The 19,396-nt window shown below is 66.3% G+C and carries 14 protein-coding genes and 1 tRNA gene; all 15 read right to left on the minus strand.

The window, feature by feature from the left end; all coding sequences use genetic code 11:
* Nucleotides 1-161: 161 nt before the first annotated feature.
* Nucleotides 162-234 (minus strand) — tRNA-His (locus L6Q96_07590).
* 169 nt (nt 235-403) lie between these two features.
* On the minus strand, nt 404-883 hold the full coding sequence (gene aroQ, locus L6Q96_07595) for a type II 3-dehydroquinate dehydratase (protein MCK6554431.1): 480 nt from the start codon (nt 881-883) through the stop codon (nt 404-406).
* 146 nt (nt 884-1,029) lie between these two features.
* A complete protein-coding gene (locus L6Q96_07600; protein MCK6554432.1) occupies nt 1,030-8,331 on the minus strand; it encodes an Ig-like domain-containing protein in 7,302 nt (2,433 codons plus the stop codon).
* A 32-nt stretch (nt 8,332-8,363) separates the two neighbouring features.
* Nucleotides 8,364-9,044, minus strand: a complete 681-nt coding sequence (locus L6Q96_07605) for a hypothetical protein (protein MCK6554433.1) — start codon at nt 9,042-9,044, stop codon at nt 8,364-8,366.
* Between the two features lie 27 nt (nt 9,045-9,071).
* Nucleotides 9,072-10,181, minus strand: a complete 1,110-nt coding sequence (gene aroB, locus L6Q96_07610) for a 3-dehydroquinate synthase (GenBank protein MCK6554434.1) — start codon at nt 10,179-10,181, stop codon at nt 9,072-9,074.
* The gene (locus L6Q96_07615) at nt 10,178-10,702 is read right to left on the minus strand and encodes a shikimate kinase (protein MCK6554435.1); all 525 of its coding nucleotides are present in this window, start codon (nt 10,700-10,702) and stop codon (nt 10,178-10,180) included. The genes aroB and L6Q96_07615 overlap by 4 nt, the downstream gene beginning before the upstream one ends.
* A gap of 27 nt (nt 10,703-10,729) precedes the next feature.
* Nucleotides 10,730-12,739, minus strand: a complete 2,010-nt coding sequence (gene pilQ / locus L6Q96_07620; protein ID MCK6554436.1) for a type IV pilus secretin PilQ — start codon at nt 12,737-12,739, stop codon at nt 10,730-10,732.
* A 134-nt stretch (nt 12,740-12,873) separates the two neighbouring features.
* The gene (locus L6Q96_07625) at nt 12,874-13,341 is read right to left on the minus strand and encodes a pilus assembly protein PilP (protein MCK6554437.1); all 468 of its coding nucleotides are present in this window, start codon (nt 13,339-13,341) and stop codon (nt 12,874-12,876) included.
* Between the two features lie 5 nt (nt 13,342-13,346).
* Complete coding sequence (locus L6Q96_07630; protein MCK6554438.1) at nt 13,347-13,973, minus strand: type 4a pilus biogenesis protein PilO; 627 nt, start codon at nt 13,971-13,973, stop codon at nt 13,347-13,349.
* Nucleotides 13,970-14,626: a PilN domain-containing protein gene (locus tag L6Q96_07635; GenBank protein MCK6554439.1), complete on the minus strand. Its 657-nt coding sequence runs from the start codon at nt 14,624-14,626 to the stop codon at nt 13,970-13,972. The genes L6Q96_07630 and L6Q96_07635 overlap by 4 nt, the downstream gene beginning before the upstream one ends.
* Entirely contained in the window at nt 14,623-15,762 is a 1,140-nt protein-coding gene (locus L6Q96_07640) for a pilus assembly protein PilM (GenBank protein MCK6554440.1), read from the minus strand. Before L6Q96_07640 ends, L6Q96_07635 begins: the two co-directional genes overlap by 4 nt.
* A 359-nt stretch (nt 15,763-16,121) precedes the next feature.
* Nucleotides 16,122-16,763 carry an RlmE family RNA methyltransferase gene (locus L6Q96_07645; protein MCK6554441.1) on the minus strand — a complete coding sequence of 214 codons (642 nt, stop codon included), beginning with the start codon at nt 16,761-16,763 and terminating at the stop codon, nt 16,122-16,124.
* Nucleotides 16,764-16,805: 42 nt separating this feature from the next.
* Nucleotides 16,806-17,054, minus strand: a complete 249-nt coding sequence (locus tag L6Q96_07650) for a hypothetical protein (protein MCK6554442.1) — start codon at nt 17,052-17,054, stop codon at nt 16,806-16,808.
* A 43-nt stretch (nt 17,055-17,097) separates the two neighbouring features.
* Entirely contained in the window at nt 17,098-17,901 is an 804-nt protein-coding gene (gene pgeF, locus L6Q96_07655; protein ID MCK6554443.1) for a peptidoglycan editing factor PgeF, read from the minus strand.
* 3 nt (nt 17,902-17,904) lie between these two features.
* Entirely contained in the window at nt 17,905-19,380 is a 1,476-nt protein-coding gene (locus tag L6Q96_07660; GenBank protein MCK6554444.1) for an MmgE/PrpD family protein, read from the minus strand.
* Nucleotides 19,381-19,396 lie beyond the last annotated feature (16 nt).

Raw genomic sequence — 19,396 nt, forward strand, 5'->3', positions numbered from 1 at the left:
CACAGCCTGCGCGAGGCCGCCGCAGCTTACAGCCGCCATCCCGGCGCCGAAAATGCCTCGATAAGCCTCTGCGGGGGGTAATCTATTCGAGCGAAACTCAGCTGTTTCAGTGTGTTCTGAAGGTCCGACCCGGAAGGACCGGAAGGACCCGGGAAATCAAGGGTGAGTGAAGGGGCTCGAACCCTCAACCCCTGGAGCCACAGTCCAGTGCTCTACCGATTGAGCTACACTCACCGCACACAGCGGCAGCACACAGTCGCACGACCGGCGCTCGGGAACGCTCCCCGAGACAGGGAGCTACTCCGCACGCAATACGCGAACGCCTCAGCACACGCAAGGGTCGGAAGAACACCGGCGAGGCGAAACCAGGGTGAAGACCGGCGCCTTCCGGTCGGCCGTGGAACTAGCCCGCCGCCCCCCGCCGCGACAACAGCGCGGCGGCGGCCCGCAGACCGAGCCGGTAGCTCTCCGCGCCGAATCCTACAATCTGACCGACCGCAATGTCGGCGATCAGCGAACGGTGCCGGAAGTCCTCTCGCCTGTATGTGTTCGACAGGTGCACCTCGACCACCGGCAGACCGCTGGCGAGCAGCGCATCGCGAATCGCCACACTGGTGTGCGTGTACGCCCCGGCGTTGATGACGATGACATCCGCGGTCCCGCGCGCCGCCTGAATGCGATCGACCAGCGCGCCCTCGCTGTTCGACTGGTAAGTCTGCAACGCCAATCCGAGTGCATGTGAAAGCTCGAGCAGGCTCGCGTCGATGTCCGCCAGCGTCTCCCGCCCGTATACGTCAGGTTCGCGGCTGCCGAGTAAGTTGAGGTTCGGCCCGTGCACGACCAGCACGTGCGGCACGAGATCGGATTTCTTCGCCTTGGCCATCATGCCGCCGCCTCTATCAAAGGAGAGCGGCAGCACGCCAGCCCTTCCGCATTGACACGCCCGCCCCGCACGCGGTCTGACCGAATCCCCCGATCGTCTTTTGGTTCAGCCTCCGTGCCTCATCGCCTCCGCAGTCAAGACGCAGCTCAATTCACGGTGCCCGTCGCCACGATGAACGTTCCGTTCCCGTTGACGGACTGGATGGTGACGCTCACGGTTGTCGGCGTCGCCTGCGTCGTCGTCGGGTCGGGGTCCGAGAGCACGAACTGGAACTGCGTTGCACCCAGCACGAGCTGATTGAACGATTGCACGTCCGGAACCGTGATGCTGCCGCCGGCCAGCGTACCGACTGTGGCGGTAACGTTGATCGTCGATCCGCCGACGATGGGGTTACGGAGGTCGTCGTGCACGTTGATCGTAAAGGTCATCGACCCGCCGTTCGGGATGTTGAACGGGTTGCACGGCGGGCTGCTGCAACTATCGACCGTCACGGCCTGCAGGGGACCCGAGAACGTCACCCAGGTCTTGTCGAAAACGACCATATTGTTGTCCCACACCAGCGTCGTCCCCTGCGCGTCCCAGATACCGTCGGCGTTCAGGTCGATGAACCGCTCGAACTGCGTGTTCACGTTGAACATGTCGTTGCACAGCGGGCTCGGCGGAGCGATCGGGCAGGCCGCATCGAGCGGCGGGTACGGCCGGAAGTCGATGTACGGCTCGGGCTCGTCGTCGGTGAGGATGAGGTCGACGCCGGTGTCGAAAATGCCGTTGCCGTTGTTGTCGACGAACGACTCCTCGCCACGGGTATAGGCCATCACGGTAACGATGCCGGTGGGCGTGAAGATGCCCTCGCTGAGTAAGGTCGCCGTGGCGATACCAGAGGCGTCGGTGGTCGTCGGACTGACGACGCTGGCGGCGTTGGTGATGAACGACACGGCAGTGCCCGGGGGCACGGCATTTCCGAAACGATCGTTGACGAAGGCCGAGACGGTGTCCTGCAGGCCGGACTGCAGGCGTCCGGCAATGTTCTGTTTCGCCGACGCGACGCTGAAGCTGTTGAACGCCGGCGGCGCACCGAGGATGCTCACTGCAGTCGATTGCCCGCTGATCGACGGGTTGCTGATCACCGTCGCCACCACTCTGACGCTGGAGGCCTGAATGCCGCTGGTGACGGTAGTGCTCGCATCCCCCGACGCATCGGTCGTGGCGCTGGATGGATTGAGGGTTTCGGAGCCGGTACCGCTGAGCACGAACTGCACCGCGATGCCGGGAATCGGTTGACCGATCGTGTTGGTGACCCGGAAGGTGAGGGTCGACTGCTCCGGCAGACCGGAACCCCGCACGCCGATGGTCGGCGGCACGGCCCCGAGGAACTGCACGGAGCCGGCGGGTGCCGTGGCGGTCGCCGTCGGCGTGAACGTGGCGGCGCCGGGCGGCAGTGTCGGCGTGGACGTCGGGGTGTTGGTTATCGTCGGCGGCACGCTGTTGGTCGGGGTCGGCGTCGGCCGCAGATCGGGGAGCACGATGGTTGCATCGTCGAAGATGCTGCCGCCTCCGGCCGTGGCGACGGTAGCCCGCACGGTCACGGTCGCGCCCTGCTGGGCCTGACTGAACTTGATGCACGACAGCGCATCTCCCGGCTGCGGCACCACCGGGAAGCCGAGCTGGCACGGCGCGCCCTGACCGGTGAATCCCGGGCTGGTCACAGATACGCCGGGCACTGGCGGCACCAGACTGAACTGCACAGGAATGCCGTTGGGCACGACCGACCCTGTGCTGGTGGTGACGAGGGCGCTGATAACCGAACTCAGCGTCCCGTCGCCGTTGTTAGATGCCTGATTGACGAACAGCGCCACGACGATACTAGCCGCCGCTGGCGTTGCCGTCGGCGTCGTGCTCGGCGTCGGCGTCTGGGTCGGCGTCACCGTCGGAGTGTTCGTCGGGGTCGGCGTGAACGTCGGCGTGTTGGTGGGCGTCGGGGTGAACGTCGGTGTCGACGTCTTCGTCCCCGTCGGCGTCGGCCGCATATCCGGCAGTACGATCGCCTGGGTATCGCTGATCGTACCGGAGCCCGTGCTCACCGTCGCCCGCACGGTCACCGTCGTGCCGCCGAGGGCGGCGTTGTACTTCACGCACGACAGGGCATCGCCCGGCTGTGGCACCACCGGGAACGCCAGCGTGCAGGGTTGCGCCCGGCCGGTGAGACCGGGGCTGGTCACCGACACGCCGGCCGGCACCGGAGCGACGAGGCTGAACTGCACCGGCACGTCGTTCGGCACCGCTGCCCCCGTGCTGTCGGTCACCAGCGCGCTGATCACGCTGCTGAACGTCCCGTCGCCGTTGTTCGACGCCTGATTCACGAACAGCGCCACCTGGATGTGCGCTGCCACCGGCGTCGCCGTCGCGGTGCGCGTCGGGGTCATCGTCGGGGTGAAAGTGTGAGTCGGGGTGAACGTTTCGGTATTCGTCGGCGTCTGGGTGGGGCTGGGTGTCGCCGTCTTCGTACCGGTCGCGGTTGGCCGCAGATCGGGAAGAACGAGCGCCTGCGTGTTGCTGACCGTTCCCGAACCCGTGGACACCTCGGCACGGACAGTGACCGACGTCAGGCTGAGGGCCTGGTCGTACTTGATGCACGACAGCGCATCGCCGGGCTGAGCCACGACCGGGAAGCCCAGAGTGCATGGGGCACCCGCGCCGGTAAGGCCCGGACTGGTCACCGACACTCCCGGAACCGGGCTCACCAGACTGAACTGCACCGGGATACCGTTCTGCACCGCGGCGCCCGTACTGTCGGTCACCAGGGCGCTGATCACGCTGCTGAACGTGCCGTCGCCGTTGTTCGACGCCTGGTTGACGAACAGCGCGACGCGGATGTTGGCGGCCGCGGGCGTCGCCGTCGGTGTGCGCGTCGGCGTCTCGGTCGCCGGAACGGGGGTAAAGCTCGCCGTCGGCGTCGGCCGGTTGTCCGGAAGCAGGATGGGCCGGACGTCCTCAAGAGTGCCGCCGCTGGCGGTCTGCACGCGGGCGCGGACCGACACCGAGGTTCCCTGCAGGCTCTGGATGTACTTGATGCACGACAGCGCGTCACCGGGCTGCGGCACCACGGTGAAGTTCACCGTACACGGCGGCGGCTGGTGGCTCAGGCCGGGGCTGGTCACCGACACGCCGGCGACCGGGCTCACCAGGCTGAACTCGACGGCCACGCCGTCACCGATGGCAACGCCGTTGACATCGGTCACCAGCGCGCCGATCACGCTGGTGAAGCTGCCGTCGCCGTTGTCGCTGCGCTGGTTCACGAACAGATCGAGTCGGATGAAGGCGGCGCCCGGGGTCGGCCGTGGGGTCGGTGTAACCGTCGGGGTCGCCACGGGCGGCTCGGTAACGGTCGGGGTCGGTGTGGCGGGCCCTTCGACCGTGACGCCTGCGGAGGCGGTGCGTCCGAGGGCGTCGCTGACCGTCAGGGTATAGTTACCCGGCAGATCGCCGGCGGTGAAGGTCACGGAGCCGCCGGAGGTCGGAACGCTGGTCGCACTCAGACAGCCACCGCCGGCAGCAATCGTGAACGGCGGCGCGCCGCCACTGACAATGAAAGTCTGACTGACACCGTTGCAACTGGTCGGCGGAGCCCCGGTGCCCGCGCGCAGAGCGGCCTGCGTCGGTACGACGGCCGGCGTCGGTGGGACCGGCGTCGCGCTCGGCACCGGCGTCGCGCTCGGCTCGATGGTCGGGGTGGGCGTTGGTGCCGCCTCGAATGTGATTGCATCCTGCACGGTCACCGAACCGTTCCCGCCCGCGGGCAACGAGTCGACGTCAGAATCGATTTCCACGATCACCGCATCGGTCGAGCTCTCGGTCGAGGTCGGCGAGTTGTCGTTAATCGTGAAAAAGAAGCGGCTGATGCCGTCGACGATAACGTTGTTGGTCTGGGCGTCCGGCAGCGTGAACGAACTGATCCCGAGGACACGTCCGCGGCGCCCGCTCACTGAGACGTTGATGGTCGATCCACCGACAATCGGATTGCCGACACCGGGGCTTCCGATCGGATCGGGATTGTCGCTGACGATCAGGGTGTAATCCACCGACCCGCCCGCCGGCACGGTGCTGCTGCCGGAACGCAGCAGGAGCACACGAGTGTGGGCGGAGAACGTGGTGCAAATCGATTCGAAGATCACCACCGGCTCGCTGCAGGAAACGGTGCCGCTGCCCTGATCGAGATCCCAGATGCCGTTGAAGTTGAGATCCACGAACTGCTCGCCGTCCTGATGCACGCCGTCGCAGTTTTCGTCGTAGTAAGGTTCGGAGATTAGCAGCAACTCGTCGCCCTCGTCGCACACGCCACTGCCGTTGGTGTCGACGAAAGGCCGCTCTCCACGCGTCGTCGCCAGACTCGCGACGATACCGTTGTCCGACACGGGGGCTTGCGACACGAGAACGCCGCCGGCCTGGCCGAGTTCGTTGGTCGGCGTCTGTTTGCCGATCGCGCCGCCGAGGGTGGTGAATGTCACCGCCGTCCCCGGCGGGACCGGGTTGCCGAACCGGTCCGCCACGAAGGCTACCAGTGCGTCCTCGAGGCCGAAGGTCACGCGGCCGGAAATGTTGGCGAACTCGTGGGTGAGACTGAAATTCGGCTGCGACGGCGGACCGCCGAGTATGCTCACGGCCGTCGAGCGGGTGATCAGCGGCGGGGTATCCATGTAGGCGGTGACCTGAACGCTAATGGCCCGTTGGCCGCTGGTCAGGGTTACCTTCACCTCGCCGTTGTCGTCGGTGACGGCCTGCGCCGGCGCCAGCGACTCGGTCGACACGCGCGCCAGGGAGAATTTCACCGTCATGCCGGCGGCGGGGTCGCCGAACGAATCGGTCACTCTGAAGGTTAGAACCGACTGTTCCGGCAGGCCGGATCCGCGCACGCCGATTTGTTGCGGTTGGGCGCCGATGAACTCGATCGCCGCGGGCTGGGCGCTGCCCGGGGTCGGGGTCGTACCGCCGCCCGTATTCTTGATCGAGAACTCGACGTTTTCGAGCTGGATACCGCCACCGGCAACGCGGACGGTACCGGTTCCCGTGGCGGTGCCGGGGGGAATAACCAGGGTGGCGTTGGCTTCGCCGTTGGCATCGGTGAGGACGGAGCGGTCGATGCTGCCGACGGTGGTCATGAACCGCAGGCGCACGTTCTCCACGGGTTGGAGGTTGGCGGCGGAAATGGTGGCGCGAACCACGCCGATGCCCTCGGCGGCGTTGCTGACGGAGATCGTTGGCGGCACGACGCGGGCAACCAGATCGTTGAGCACGCCGGGCAGCGTCAGTGCCGTGCCTCCCACGCTGCTGACGACGCCGCCGGCGCTGGCCCGCACGCGGATTTCGCTGCCCCTCTGGATGATGGGGTACTTGATGCAGGTGATGGCGTCACCCGGTTGCGAACTCACCGGAATTCCGGTTTGCACAGGGAACTGGCTCACATCGCACGGCGGCAACGCATTGGTGGTCGTGTTGCTCGAAACGACGACGTTGCGCGCGGGGTCGAACGGGTCTTCGACGCAGGTACCGCCGTCGCACTCCGTGCTGCTGCCGCACGTTTCGCCGTCGCGCGGACCGCCCGAACAAATGCGCCGCAGCATCATCTCGAAGAACACCGGGGTGCCATCCTCGACGGTATTGCCGTGGGCGTCGATCACGATGGCGCTGGCGGTCGCGAGCAGGGTGCCGTCGTTGTTGTCGATGAAGAAGCTGTTGATCGCCAGACCGATGCGGCTCACCGGGCCGGAGGTGACCGTAACCACGGTCTGTTGCTCGATCAGCGGTTTCGGCACCCCATACACGGTCGTATCCGTACACGCCGCGACGGTCACGGGCCCGGCACCCGTCCCGGCTCGGAGCTGGATCACCGCAAAGCCCGCAACGTCGGAAAGGACCGACGGATCGTCGGGATTGCACAGCGTGGTTGCCGCCGGCGTGGGCGCCGGAGTCCCTCCGGTCGGCGGCGGTAAGATCACCGCGCCTTCGGCGCTCTGCGAAGAGACCACATGGTAGTACACGCGCGCACCGGCAAGCGGATTACCGCCGTTGTCAAACACGCGGCCCAGTACGGAGCTGAGAGTCACGCCACCCGAGCCGGACACCTGAATACGGGTCGGACTCGCCCCGAGGACGATCTCGGCCGGCTCGCCCGGCGGCACGCCGGGAATGCGTCCGCCGGGAGGCACCCGCCCCTGGACGACGTAGAATGACGCCGAACCCGTGACTCCGCCGGCGGTGGCACGCACCTGGTACGGAGTATCGAGCGCCACGACGCCGACGGGCACCTCGACAAGCGAGGTCGCCACGCCGCCCTGCGACCCCACCACCTTGGTGCGGTCGACGAGTGGATTCACTCTTCCGACCGAAGTGATGAACAGCACGTCGATGTCATTGATCGGGTTGTTGTCGGCATCGAAGACGGAAGCCTTCAGATTGATCGTCCCGCCGACCTCGTTCCCTACCGACGGCGGGTCGGCCTCGAGAACGATCGCCGCCACAGGCTTATTGCTCCCCCCGGACACCACGTTGACCGTGTTGGTGCCGCTGATGCCGCACGCTGACGCCGTCAGCTTCAGTTGCCCGAACGGCGTGTCCGGCGGCAGCACGAGCTGCGACACCGCATTGCCGGCGTTGTCGGTGGCAACCACCTGCGGCGAGAAGGGCGAGATTCGCGGATCGACGTCGAAAAGGATGTTCACGTTCTGCACCGGCAGGTTGTTCTGGTCGAACGCGAAGGCGTTGACGGTCACGGTGCCGCCGCTCTGTCCGCTGATGTTGATCGGATCGGCAAGGAGGATGATGGTCCGGAGACTCTCGCACGGCTGCGGGGTGGGCGTCTGCGTCGGGCCGACGGTGCCGGTGCGCGTGGTCGTCGGAGTTCGCCCGCCGGAGCCGCGCACGATCAGGACGAACGGCACGGTCATACCGGGGAAGTCGGTTGCCGTCGCCAGCAGCTCGGATGCCCCGTCGTGCACCCCCCGGAACGTGCCGTTGAGAACGCCGCCGGCGTCGGTGAAGCCTTTTCCGTCCGGCGGGGTGAGGACCTGCAGCCCGGACCCGGCGGAGACGTAGATCGGCTGATTGGCGCGCGGCCGGTCGTTGCGATCGAGAAGCGTAACCTGGAACTCCTGGGTTTCGCCGTTGACCACGACGACGTCGTCGACCGCGAGGGTTATCGACCCGTCGCTCGTATAGACCGTGTTCTGGTTGATGACGGTGGCCGGCCTCGGCGTCGACGTCGCCTGCGGCGTCGGCGATGGCGAAGCGACCCGGGTTGCCGACGGCGGCGGCGTGGGCGACGGCGCTCGCGTCGGCGACGCCCCACCCGCGGAACCGCCACCACTGCCGCTTCCGCCTCCACCACCGCACGCGGCCACGAGGGCCGCCAGCATCAGGGATGCCCACGTATGCCGGCCGATCGCGCGTCTCATGGCCCCTCTCCTCATACTCGGGCTCGTCCGCGTCACTGCGGAAGCATGTCGCTGGGAACGCAGAACTGTCCGCTCGGACAGTTGCAGAATTCATCGAAGGTGATCGTGTAAGCGGTTTCGACCGTATACGTCCGCACCGGGTCGTTGCCCGTGAAAGCGATCTTTACGTTGGTCGCCCGGCCGAGTGCGCGCACGTTACCCTTGATGCGCTCCTTGGTCAGGAAGTCGATCAACAGAAGACCGCCGACGGTGGTCGGGGTCTTCAGGCAGGCAAACGTAGCGCTGGTCTGCCCGGGAACGATACAGTCGTTGTCGACCGCACAGCGGCGCCCTTCGACGTTGGAGCAGAAGCCGCCGAGCAGATTCGCGGCGATATCGTACTCGACATCGCCGAGGCCGAGGATCGGATCGAAGCTGAGGCGATACTTGCGCAGGACGATGTCCTGCTTCTGCTCGTTGATGAAGGTCGCGTTGAAGATGGTCTCCGTAAACAGCTCGAAAGTGATCTCGCTGAATATGAAGTCGACCGTGCAGAGACTGGGATCGACGTCGACGGCGGCGCTACCCGGATTGACCGAGTCCTGCTGGTCGATATTGTTGCCGTCGAAGCCGACGAAGCGCATCACCTGCTGGTCGTTGTCCGTCGTCGAGCCACAACTCCACAGCAATACGGCGAGCATTGCGGTTGTCGTCACGGCGCGATTGAATTGCATGTCATCCTCCTGATCACCGGTCGTACCTTACGCAGTCGCCTGCGCGGCAATAACGTCGGCGGCCAGCAGCTCGAAGCGGCTGCGCCCGACGGCTTCAACGCACACGAACTTCACCTTGCCGCCCGCAACCTTCTTGTCCGTCTCGATCGCCAACACGAGTGCCTGGCCCGCCGCGTCGGGCGGCACCGCCACGGGCAGCCCGGCCCGTGTCAGCAGCGTCACGATCCGCCGTACCGTTTCGTCGTCGCAGAACCCGCGGCTCCGCGAGACCCGCGCCGCGAAGGCCATGCCGATCGCCACCGCCTCGCCATGCAGGAACCGCCGGTAATCGGTCAGCGCCTCGATGGCGTGGCCGAGCGTATGACCGAAGTTGAGTATGGCTCGGTGATCGGCTTCCCGTTCGTCCCGCTCGACTACCGTTGCCTTCAATTCGCAACAACGGCGGACAATGGTGCGCAGCAGACCCTCGTCCCGGGCCATGACCCGGGCCAGCTCGGTTTCGACGAGGGCGAACAGCTCGGCGTCGAGGATGATTCCGTACTTGATGACCTCGGCGAGGCCGGCGAGGAACTCGCGTTTTGGCAGCGAGTGCAGCGCGGCGATGTCGCTGAGCACCAGTCGCGGTTGGTAGAAGGCTCCGATGAGGTTCTTTCCGGCGGGCAGGTTGACTCCCGTCTTCCCACCGACGCTCGAATCGACCTGTGCCAGCAGCGTGGTCGGCAGTTGAACGAACGGCACGCCGCGCAGGTACGTCGCCGCGACGAAGCCGGCCAGGTCGCCGATCACGCCGCCACCAAGGGCGAGCACCGGGGTCGAGCGGTCGGCGTGCGCCTCGATGAGCCGCTCGTATGCGAAAGCCACCCACGCGAGGTTCTTGTGCTCCTCGCCGTCGGGGATCTCGATCGCGGCGACACGGAATCCGGCCGTCGCGAGCGCCGCGGTGACGCGGGCCCGGAACAGCCCGCCGACGACCGGGTTGGAAATCACCACCGCCTGCCCCGGTCGGGTCACGGCGGCAAGCTGCGTTCCGACGTCGTCGAGAACGCCGGAGCCGATCACGATGTCGTAAGCGCGCTCGCCCAGACCCACCCTGACAGTAGCGGTCGCCGCATTCGCCGCCGGTCGCGATCTGGTCATGCGGCGTTCCCGTTCACTGCATGGCGGCGCAGGTAGGCGACGATCTCGTCGACCACCGCGTCAACGCTGCGGTGCGAGGTATCGATACAGAGATCGGCCCGCCCGTACGCATCGGCGCGCTCGGCCAGCAGGCGTGCGATGCGCACCCGTCGCGCTTCCGGGCCGAGGTCCCGAGGAACACCGTGGTTCACGCTACGTCCGAGGATGGTGTCGACGTCCGCCGTCAGGCAGATCACCGGGCCGGCATCGTGCATCAACGCCTCGTTGGCCGGGTCCATGATGGCGCTATCGCCGGTCGCAACCACCGTTCCGTCGTTGAGGACGGCGGCGAGGACCCGGCTTTCGAGTTCCTGAAAGAAGAATTCGCCCCGGGTCGCGAGGATCTTGGAGATCGACATACCGGCCGAGGCTTCGATGCGTTCGTCCGTATCGACGAAGGAAGTGCCCATGCGTTCGGCCAGACGCCTTCCAACGCTGGTCTTACCGGTACCCATGATCCCAGTGAGAACCACCACGCTCATCGTGTCGTGCGGTCCTTTCCGGCCCGTTCAGCCTTCCTTCCGAACGCCACGATGCTCCCACAGCCTTTCCGCCGTCGGCAGGCCGGTACCTCCGCCACCGACGATGCGAGGCGTCAGGAACACGAGGAGGTCTTCGCGGGTGCTCTTGGTGCTGTTGGTCCGGAACAGCCAGCCCAGTCCGGGGATATCGCGAAGGAACGGCACGCCGGTGACGGCGTCGCTCAGGTTATCTCGATAGATGCCGCCCAGAACGATCGTCTGCCCGTTCTTGACGAGGATATGGGAGTTCGCTTCGCGGCTGACTTCCGTGGGGATCTGGTCGACCTGTTGGGCGAAGTCGGCGGTGCTCGACTTGGCGAACATGTCGAGCAGCACGAAACCGTCGGATGACACCTGCGGTGTGACTACGAGGATTATACCGGTTTCGATCTTCTCGGTTGCCGTCGACTGGCCGCCGGCGGCGCCGCCGGCGCCGGTGTTGATGACCGTGCCGGTGGAAGGCAGCTTGACCCGGAGAATCCGCAGGCTCTTGATCGTGGCCGCAACGTTGTTCAGGGTCACCACTCGGGGTCGCGAGATGATGCGCGCCTTGCCCTCCTTCTCCAGGGCCGTCAGGCGGACATCGAGAGACTGGCTGCCATCGAGCGATCCCAGGGCGAGGGCGAGGGCCGTGCCCGAGCCCGGCACCACGCCGGCGGCAGGGAAATCGGCGATGAACGGCACTCCCCCGCCGCCGGTGCCGAGACCCGAGCCGCCGAGTCCGATCGCACCGGGGAAGTTGACTCCGGTGGAGCTGCCGACCGCGGGTCCGGCAAGGTAGCGATAGCCCCACTGCACGCCGAGGTCGCGGGCAAAGTCGGTGGTGGCTTCGACGATGCTCGATTCTATGAGCACCTGCGGAGTCTGCACATCGAGCTTACGCACCAGTTCGAGGGCGTTTTCGATACCGCGCCTGATATCGCGCACGATCAGCATGTTGGCGTACTCGTCGGAGAAGACGCTGCCCCGGCTCGACAGCACGCCGTCCTCCTGGCGCGCCCCGCGCGTGGTTTGCTGGCCGCGCGTGCGCGCGGCCGCGCCGCTGATCAACTCCGCCAGTTTGCTGGCCTTGGCGTAATTGACGCGGATGTATTCGACCTCCAGGGGTTCGACCGCCTTCTGGGCTTCCTGCGCCCTGGCTTGCTCCTCGCGTTCCTCGCGCAGCCGTTTCACCGTCGAGATGCGGATGACGTCGCCCTCATGCACGCTCTCGAGGTTGAGAACCTGGAGCAGGATGTCGAGAGCCTGGTCCCAGGGAACATCGAAGAGCCGCAAGGTGACACGCCCCTTCACGTCGTCGGTGGCGACAATGTTCAGTCGGCTCACTTCGGCGAGCAGGCGCAATACGTTGTTGACGTCGGCGTCCTTGAAATCCAGGGAAACATGCTGTCCGTAGTACAACTTCGGGGTGGGCCGGGGACTGGGAGCGTCGACGGGCTCGGCGGCGGCGAAGTCGCCGGGAGCGCCGCTGCGCTCGACCGGTGGTGGAGCGGGCCGCCGGCGCGGCACCGGCGGAGGCGCCGGCCGCGGGCGAGCGGCAGTGCGCGGCGCGACATCTTCGGCGCGCGGCGCCAACAGCACCTGCTCGGCCACGGGCGCCGACCCGCCGCCGGGTTCGCCGAAGAACGCGACCACGGTCTCGTTGAGGTCGCTGACGGTATAGCTCGGGACGGTGTCGCCGCGCAGATTGACGGTCAGGCGAATGCTGCCGTCACGTCCAGCCACCCGCACGCTTTCCACAACGGGGTTGTCGGCGGCGTAGGTGGCCTCGGGCGCGGCGGTGACACCCGCCGCGCCGGCGATATCGATCACCACCCGCGGCGGCTGCGTCATCGTGAAATGCGTGAGGGCGGCCGGCGGACCGCTCAGTTTGGTGAACAGTCCCTGCTGTCCGTTGTCGTCGATGAGTTTGATTTCGCGCACGCCGATCGGCGCGGTGGCCACCGTTCGCTGCACGTCGGCCGCGACGGCATCCCCTGCCGTAGCCCCGTCAGGCATCGCCATAGACGTCGACGTAACATCCTCGGGGACCGGCGCCTGCCCTCGTGTCGCCGGCCGCGCGCAGGCGGCGAGGGTCGCGAGCTGCACGAGGGCGACGCCGCATCGAAACCCACCCGACCAGCTCCGTCGCATCATTTTTGCTCCCGTCCTGCTTTGGCCGGATCGTCCTTTGGTGTCTCCATGACGACCCGGTTGACCTGTTCCTTGCCGTACAAGTCGATCAAGCGCTCCTCGACGATAACGCGCTCCGGTTCGATCCCGGTCACCACCCCCCCGTTGCGACCGATCGGCGTCCCGATGGTCACGATGAAACCCATACCCGCGCTATCTTCGAGCATCGCGCGCGGCGGATTGACGGCCCATACGGTCCCGACGACGGTGAGTTGCCCGAGCTCGTACCGCTGCAGCGGCGTGAGCGCGACGCGCGGCACGTCCGGCCGCATATCGAGCGTGAAGGGCCGGAACGGATCGCGCCGCCCCGTCGCGACGTAGCCGGTGCCAGGCGTGAATTCGGGAGCGGGCGGCGGCATGCCCTGCGCCAATGCCACGGCACACACCTGCAAACAGAGCAGCCAGACCGATAACGACCGCAGTATCATCACGCTCACGGCGACGACTTCTTTTCTTTCTCTCGCTGCTTGGCGATGCGCTCGCGTTCGGCCTCGTCAAGAAAGCGAAAGGTCACGGCGACGGCAGTGGTTTCCAGATCGACACTGCTGTTCTCGATCTTCGGGGGAGCCTTCATGTGGACGTCGGCAATATTGACGATACGGGCCATGCGGCCGACGCTGTCGAGGAAGGCAGCGACCTGGTGAAAGGTCCCACGGACCACGATGTCGACCGGGACGACAGCGTAGAACTCCTCGTACTGCTCGGGCCTTTGTTTGAACTGCGTGATCTCCAGTCCGGCTTCGCGCCCGAGCGACGAGATCGTACTGAGAAGGTCGGGGATTTCCTTGGTGTCGGGAAGTTGCGCTACCGCGCGCCGCAGCTCGGCGTCGAGATTGGCGACCTCCTGACGGGTCTGTTCCAGGTTGGCGAGGAGCGCCGCCTTGCGGTCGCGATCCTGCTGCACCTGCTCGCGGCTCAGCTCGAGGGTCGCGATCCGCTCGCTACGCGGCATGAACAAGAAGAACCCATACGATCCGAGCAATACCGCAAGGGCGCCGACCAGCAGGAGCAAGCGCTGGTTCGGCGGCAGATCGAGAAGGCGTTCGATGTACTCGTTCATGTCCCCTGACCGCCGGCCGCCGCGCCCGATGGCGCCGCAGCCCCCTTCCCGGTGACTTCCGACCCCGGCGGCGGCACGCCGTCAGCACCGGTGTAGTCGAGCCGCGCCTTGACGACGAACTTCTTGAAGACCACTCCGCCCTGGCTCTCCGGACTGCCACGCGAGGGTACGCTCTCCGTGGCTTCGACCAGGTCGACATCGTAGTAGTACTTCGAGGCCTGAAGCTGGCGCATGAACGTCGCGATGGTCTGGTTGTCCAGCGCCATGCCAGTGATCGTTGCCTGCCCCGCGCTGTCGGTAAAATCGACGAGCCACAGTTTCTCCGGTGTCGCGCCGCTCAAGTCCTCCAGCACCCGGACCGGTCCAACGCGCCGGTTCTGCAGGTCGGCGATGACCTTGAGTTTGGCCCGCAAGTCGGCGCGCTTGCGCTCCAGATCGCGCACCTCGCGGGCCTGCTGATTCAGCTTGGCCACCTCCGCATTCAGTGCGTCGATTTCCCGTTCGAGACGGCTCATCTCGATACCCTGGAGGACGTAGGGGACCACCATCACCAGAGCGGCAACCGCAAGGCTGAGGAGCGCGATCGACACCTGTCGGCGCCGATCGAGAGCGCGCTGGACTTCCTTGAGTGCGAGGAGGTTGATGCGGATCATTTGTCGTCCGGGCGCCGAATCGCCAGGCCCATGGCAACGGCAAACTCCGGCGCTTGCTGGCGCAGGGCCGGCGTATCCACCTGGCGATCGATCTCGACGTTGGCGAACGGGTTGGCAATCTCCACCGGGGCCTGCACCCGCTCGGAAAGCTGCTGCGCAAAGCCCGGCATCCGCGCCATACCGCCGCTCAGGTAGACCTTGTCGATGGTCTCGTCGGTCGCCGCGGTCCAGAAGAAGCTCAAGGCGTGGTGAATCTCGTCGATCAGCGATGCCGTGCCCGCCTCCAGCACGCCGGCCACCTGTTCCGCCAGGTCGTCGTCGGCCGCACCGCCGGCCTTGAGCACCTCGGCCCGCTCGGCGTCGACGCCGAGGTCCCGCATCAGCGCTTCGCTCAAGTCGCGCCCCCCGACGGGCACGTCGCCGGTAAAGGTCGAGCGGCCCGCCTTCATGATATTGATCGACGAGTACCGGGCACCGATGTTGACCAACGCGATGGCACCGGTTTCGGGCGGCTCGTAGCTGACCTCGAACATGTTTTCGAGGCAGAAGTAGTCGACATCGATCAACACCGGCAGCAGACCGGCCGCACGTACCGTCTCGGAGTAGCTGGCGACGATATCCTTCTTCGCCGCCACCAACAGCACCTCCATGCGCTTGCCGTCTTCGAGGTAGTCGGTGACCTGATAGTCGAGATTGACGTTATCGAGGTCCTCGGGAATGAAGTTGCCCGCCTCGAACAGGATGGTGTTCTCCAGCTCCTGCGAGGTCTGCACCGGCAGCGTCACGCGCTTGATGATCACGGCTGGACCGGGGACGGCGGTAATTACTTTCCTAGCGCGAATTCCACAACTTTCTCGCAGCGCCTTCACGGCTTCGGCGACCGCGTCGGTCTCAAACACCATGTTGTTCTGGATTGCGCCGGCCGGCGTCGGTAGCGTCGCCGCGTTCAACACGCGCAAATGACCAACCTTGCCGCGTACCTCGACGACCTTGATCGTGCTCGACCCGATATCCACCGCAAGGTAAGGCTCCTCGCCGCGCAGCGGGTTCAAGTCGGACAACGAAGCCGTGAACAGACGACTAAGTCGCTTGCCAAGCCCACTCCCCCCCTCCGCTGTCTGCAGCAGTCCACCCACCGCACTGTCCTCCGCGCGCCTAAGAGAACCAGATTCTATTCTGGATCAGAACGCCCTCGCCGTACCTGCTCCGACCCCTTGACTCGGCCCTCCCCCCTGAAACTCGATCCTGCATCTGCGGGTTCGCACAGCCTCAGGCAAAGCGAAATTCAGGCCACTTGCGGCAGCATGATCGAAGCTGACTCTTCGGGCGATCGAGGTGGCAAAAGGAGCGGCGGGTCCGGCAACCCGTCGAAGAAACCGACGGGACGGAAACCGGAGCGGGAGCAAGGAGGGTGGGTCCCTCCCCTCTCCGGGTGGCCGGCTCCGGGCTTAGAGTTGCGGCCCGGCGACGCACCGCATGAGACCGCCCATGCGGATCAGGCGGTCCGGGGGGGACCGGCAAACCTCACAGCAACGGCGTACATTTCCGCCGATCCCTTGCGGGTCGCCTCCGGACGGGTCGTCGTCACTCGGCGGAACCGCTGTCGGAGACGCGCCAGGAATCCCGGCGTGTCCGGGGTCGTAAACAGTTTGATGACCAGATGCCCGCCCGGACGGAGCACGTCGGTGGTCAGGTCGAGGACCAAATCGGCGAGCGCCATCATCCGCGCCTCGTCCCGAGCGCGCACTCCGCTCAGGTGGGGGGCCAGATCCGACAACAGCACGTCGGCCCGGCCCGCACACGCCGCGACAACCTGGGCGCGGACCTCCGGGTCGGCGATATCGCCGCACAGGCAGGTGACGTTAGCGGCCCCGGGAAGCGGGTCGGTCTTGCGCAGGTCGACACCAATGACCCGACCCCCCTCGCCCACCGCGGCGGCAGCCACTTGCATCCACCCGCCCGGCCATGCCCCGAGATCGACGACTGCATCGCCGGGCCGGAACAACCCTACCCGGCGGGAAATCTCAATTAGCTTATATGCGCTACGCGCCCGAAAGCCTTCCGCCTTGGCGCGTACGTAGAACCCGTCCTTACGGCGATACACGATCGGCACGCCGACAACCGCCGCTCCGGGCAACCGCGCACCGTCGCCTCGGAGGACTCCCGGCGGCTGATCGCCTCAGTAGACCCTAATCTCCGCGTGCCGCTTGTGGCCGAAGACGGGTTCGAGATACGGCCGCGTCACCACGTAGTGGAAGGGGCGAAAAACCAACCACTCGGCCGCAAAGCCGAACGGGTTCATCATATAAGCGATCACCCGAAGTGGATGCGACTGGGTATCGTCGTAGTCGTCGGGCAAGGCCACCGCCCGCCCGGCCGCTGCCCACAGGCACAAACTGACCGCCGCGGCGACAAGCAAACGTTTCATCGATCGACCCTCCACCGTCAAGCTACCAAACGTTGCCAGCCTTTCAAAGCGCCGCACGCCATCCAACGAAGCTCACCTGTCGTCCCGTTTGCCCCCCCGAGGCGCGATGCGAGAAGTACTCGCCGGCAGCGCAGCGCGTGCACGGACCCACCCTGGCGACGCGCCCGGGCGACACGCCGGCCCCGATCAATTGCCCGGTGAGACACGCACGCAAGTCGACTCTGGCTCTTCCCGATCCCGCCGCCGTAGCCCACACGTCCTCGGCCGGCGCGGCGTTCGCGCAGCTTGCCAGCGCCTCCGCAACCTCGGACCCCACCTCGTAGCAGCAACCGTCGATTGCCGGCCCCAGTGCCGCCACGACTTCCCCCGCCCCGACACCGTACGCCTCCCCGAGCAGCCGCAACGTCCGCTGCACGATACCCGCGGCGGCGCCGCGCCAGCCGGCATGCACGGCCGCCGCCACACGCGTTCGCGGAGCCACGAGAAACACCGGTACGCAGTCGGCGGTGAGGACCGGAAGCCAGACGCCCGCCGCCACCGTTACCAGAGCGTCGGCCTCGCCCGCATCCGCCGCGTCATTGCCGACCACAGCCACGTTCGTACTGTGGACCTGTTGCATCGTCGCGAAGTGTCCCCCCGGCGGGGCCAGCGACTGCACCCGGCGCCAGTTCTCCCGCACGGCCCCCGCGTCGTCGCCGACTCTGCGGGAGACGTTAAGCGACGCAAACGGCCCGCTGCTAACGCCACCGCGTCGTCCGCAAAATCCGTGGACCAGCCCCGGAATCCGCTTGAGAGCTGCGGATTGCAGTACCGACGGATGGCTCATGTCGGGGCCAGCGTACATCATCGGTCACGCGCGCTCCGAACAACAGAGCCGCACCAGCTCCCGCACCTGGGCAGCGTTAGCCTGATCGAGATGGAGCACCAGATCGATGGCCCGTTCCATCTTCTCTTTGCGCAGCGTGTAACGCGTCTCCCGCCGGAACTTCTCTTCGACGCTGCGCCGCCGCTCGTCGGCCGAGCGACCCGCACCGCCGAAGGGCACTTCCTGCTCGGCTTCGAAGTGCTTTCCATCTTCCATATCGACGCGCACTCGCGCCCCGAACGAGGCCTTGAAGCCGGCCAGATCGACGGTACCGAGATCGAGCTGCCAGCGTTCCTCGCCGCCTTCGCCGACACTGCGCACCAGTGCCCGCTCGCGCATCCGGTCCGCCATCGCCTCGTCGAGATCCACCGTTACTCGGCGCGCCAGCTCCCAGACGGCAGCGTCACGAATCCGCTCGCGGGAGAATTGCCGCGCCGTGAGCTCTCGGTCGCTGAGCGCCACGGCCACGTTGTACCCGACCGTGAAATTGAGCGTCGACGGCAGGCTGTCGACCCCACGCAAATACGGCGCCGCCAGCGCATCCATGCCCAGGGTCAGCGGTCCGGCCCCCACGTGTACCGACTTCACTTTGCGTGCATCGATGTTGTGCTGGCGGACCAGAGCCAGCACGCAGTCGATCGCGGTGTCGATATAGGCGCAGCCCGGATAGTTCTTGAACGACAGCGTATCGCTCAGCCAGACGCGTCCGAGGCCCTCGAACGCCCCCATGAGCGGCTGTGTCCCGAGGCTCCTGACCAGCCCGTCCTCGTGTTCGATGATGGCGTCGAACCCCTGCAGTCCAGCTGCCGCGAACTGCGCGGCCTGCACACCGGTCGGGGCCGTCATGGCCGCGAGTAACACTTTGGCATCCGACCCGAAGAACGCGGGCCGCAACGGGCAAGTTGGCTGCCCGAGGGCCAGACCGAGCGCCGCGCAGGTACGCGCGGCGTCGAGCCCAAGTACCCGCGCCGTCGCCAGAGCGCCGCCGGCAAGATGGATGAAGCTCCATTGCTGACCATTGTGCGGTCCTAGGACCACAGCAGCGCCGAGGCGTCCCCCCACTTCGTTCGCCAGAGTCTGAATCAGAAGGAAGTCCTTGCCGCTCACACCGATCTTTTCCGCCAGGGCCAGGGTCACCAGGACCGACGAATGCCCGGTGTGCCCGGCGAACAGGTAGTCGTCGTAGTCCAACGCCATACTGAGTGCGGCGTTGCCCATGATCGCCGTGTGCAACGGCATGCGTTCGCCCGTCGGAATGAAGGTCGCGTCTTTACCGGCGGGCCAGTCGCGCAGGGCCTTGGTCACTACCTTTCCGGCCTCGGAAAAATGGCCCGCGTGGACCGCAGCCAGAACGCTGAGAATCTGGTTCTTGGCCTCCTCGATAACGCGTCGCGGGATGTCCTCGAAGCGGGTCTGCGCGACCCAGGCGGCGATCCGCTCGGTCACCCTGGCGTTACTCATGCGAGCATCTCCTCTC

This window comes from Candidatus Binatia bacterium, assembly GCA_023150935.1.
Taxonomy (GTDB): domain Bacteria; phylum Desulfobacterota; class Binatia; order HRBIN30; family HRBIN30; genus JAKLJW01.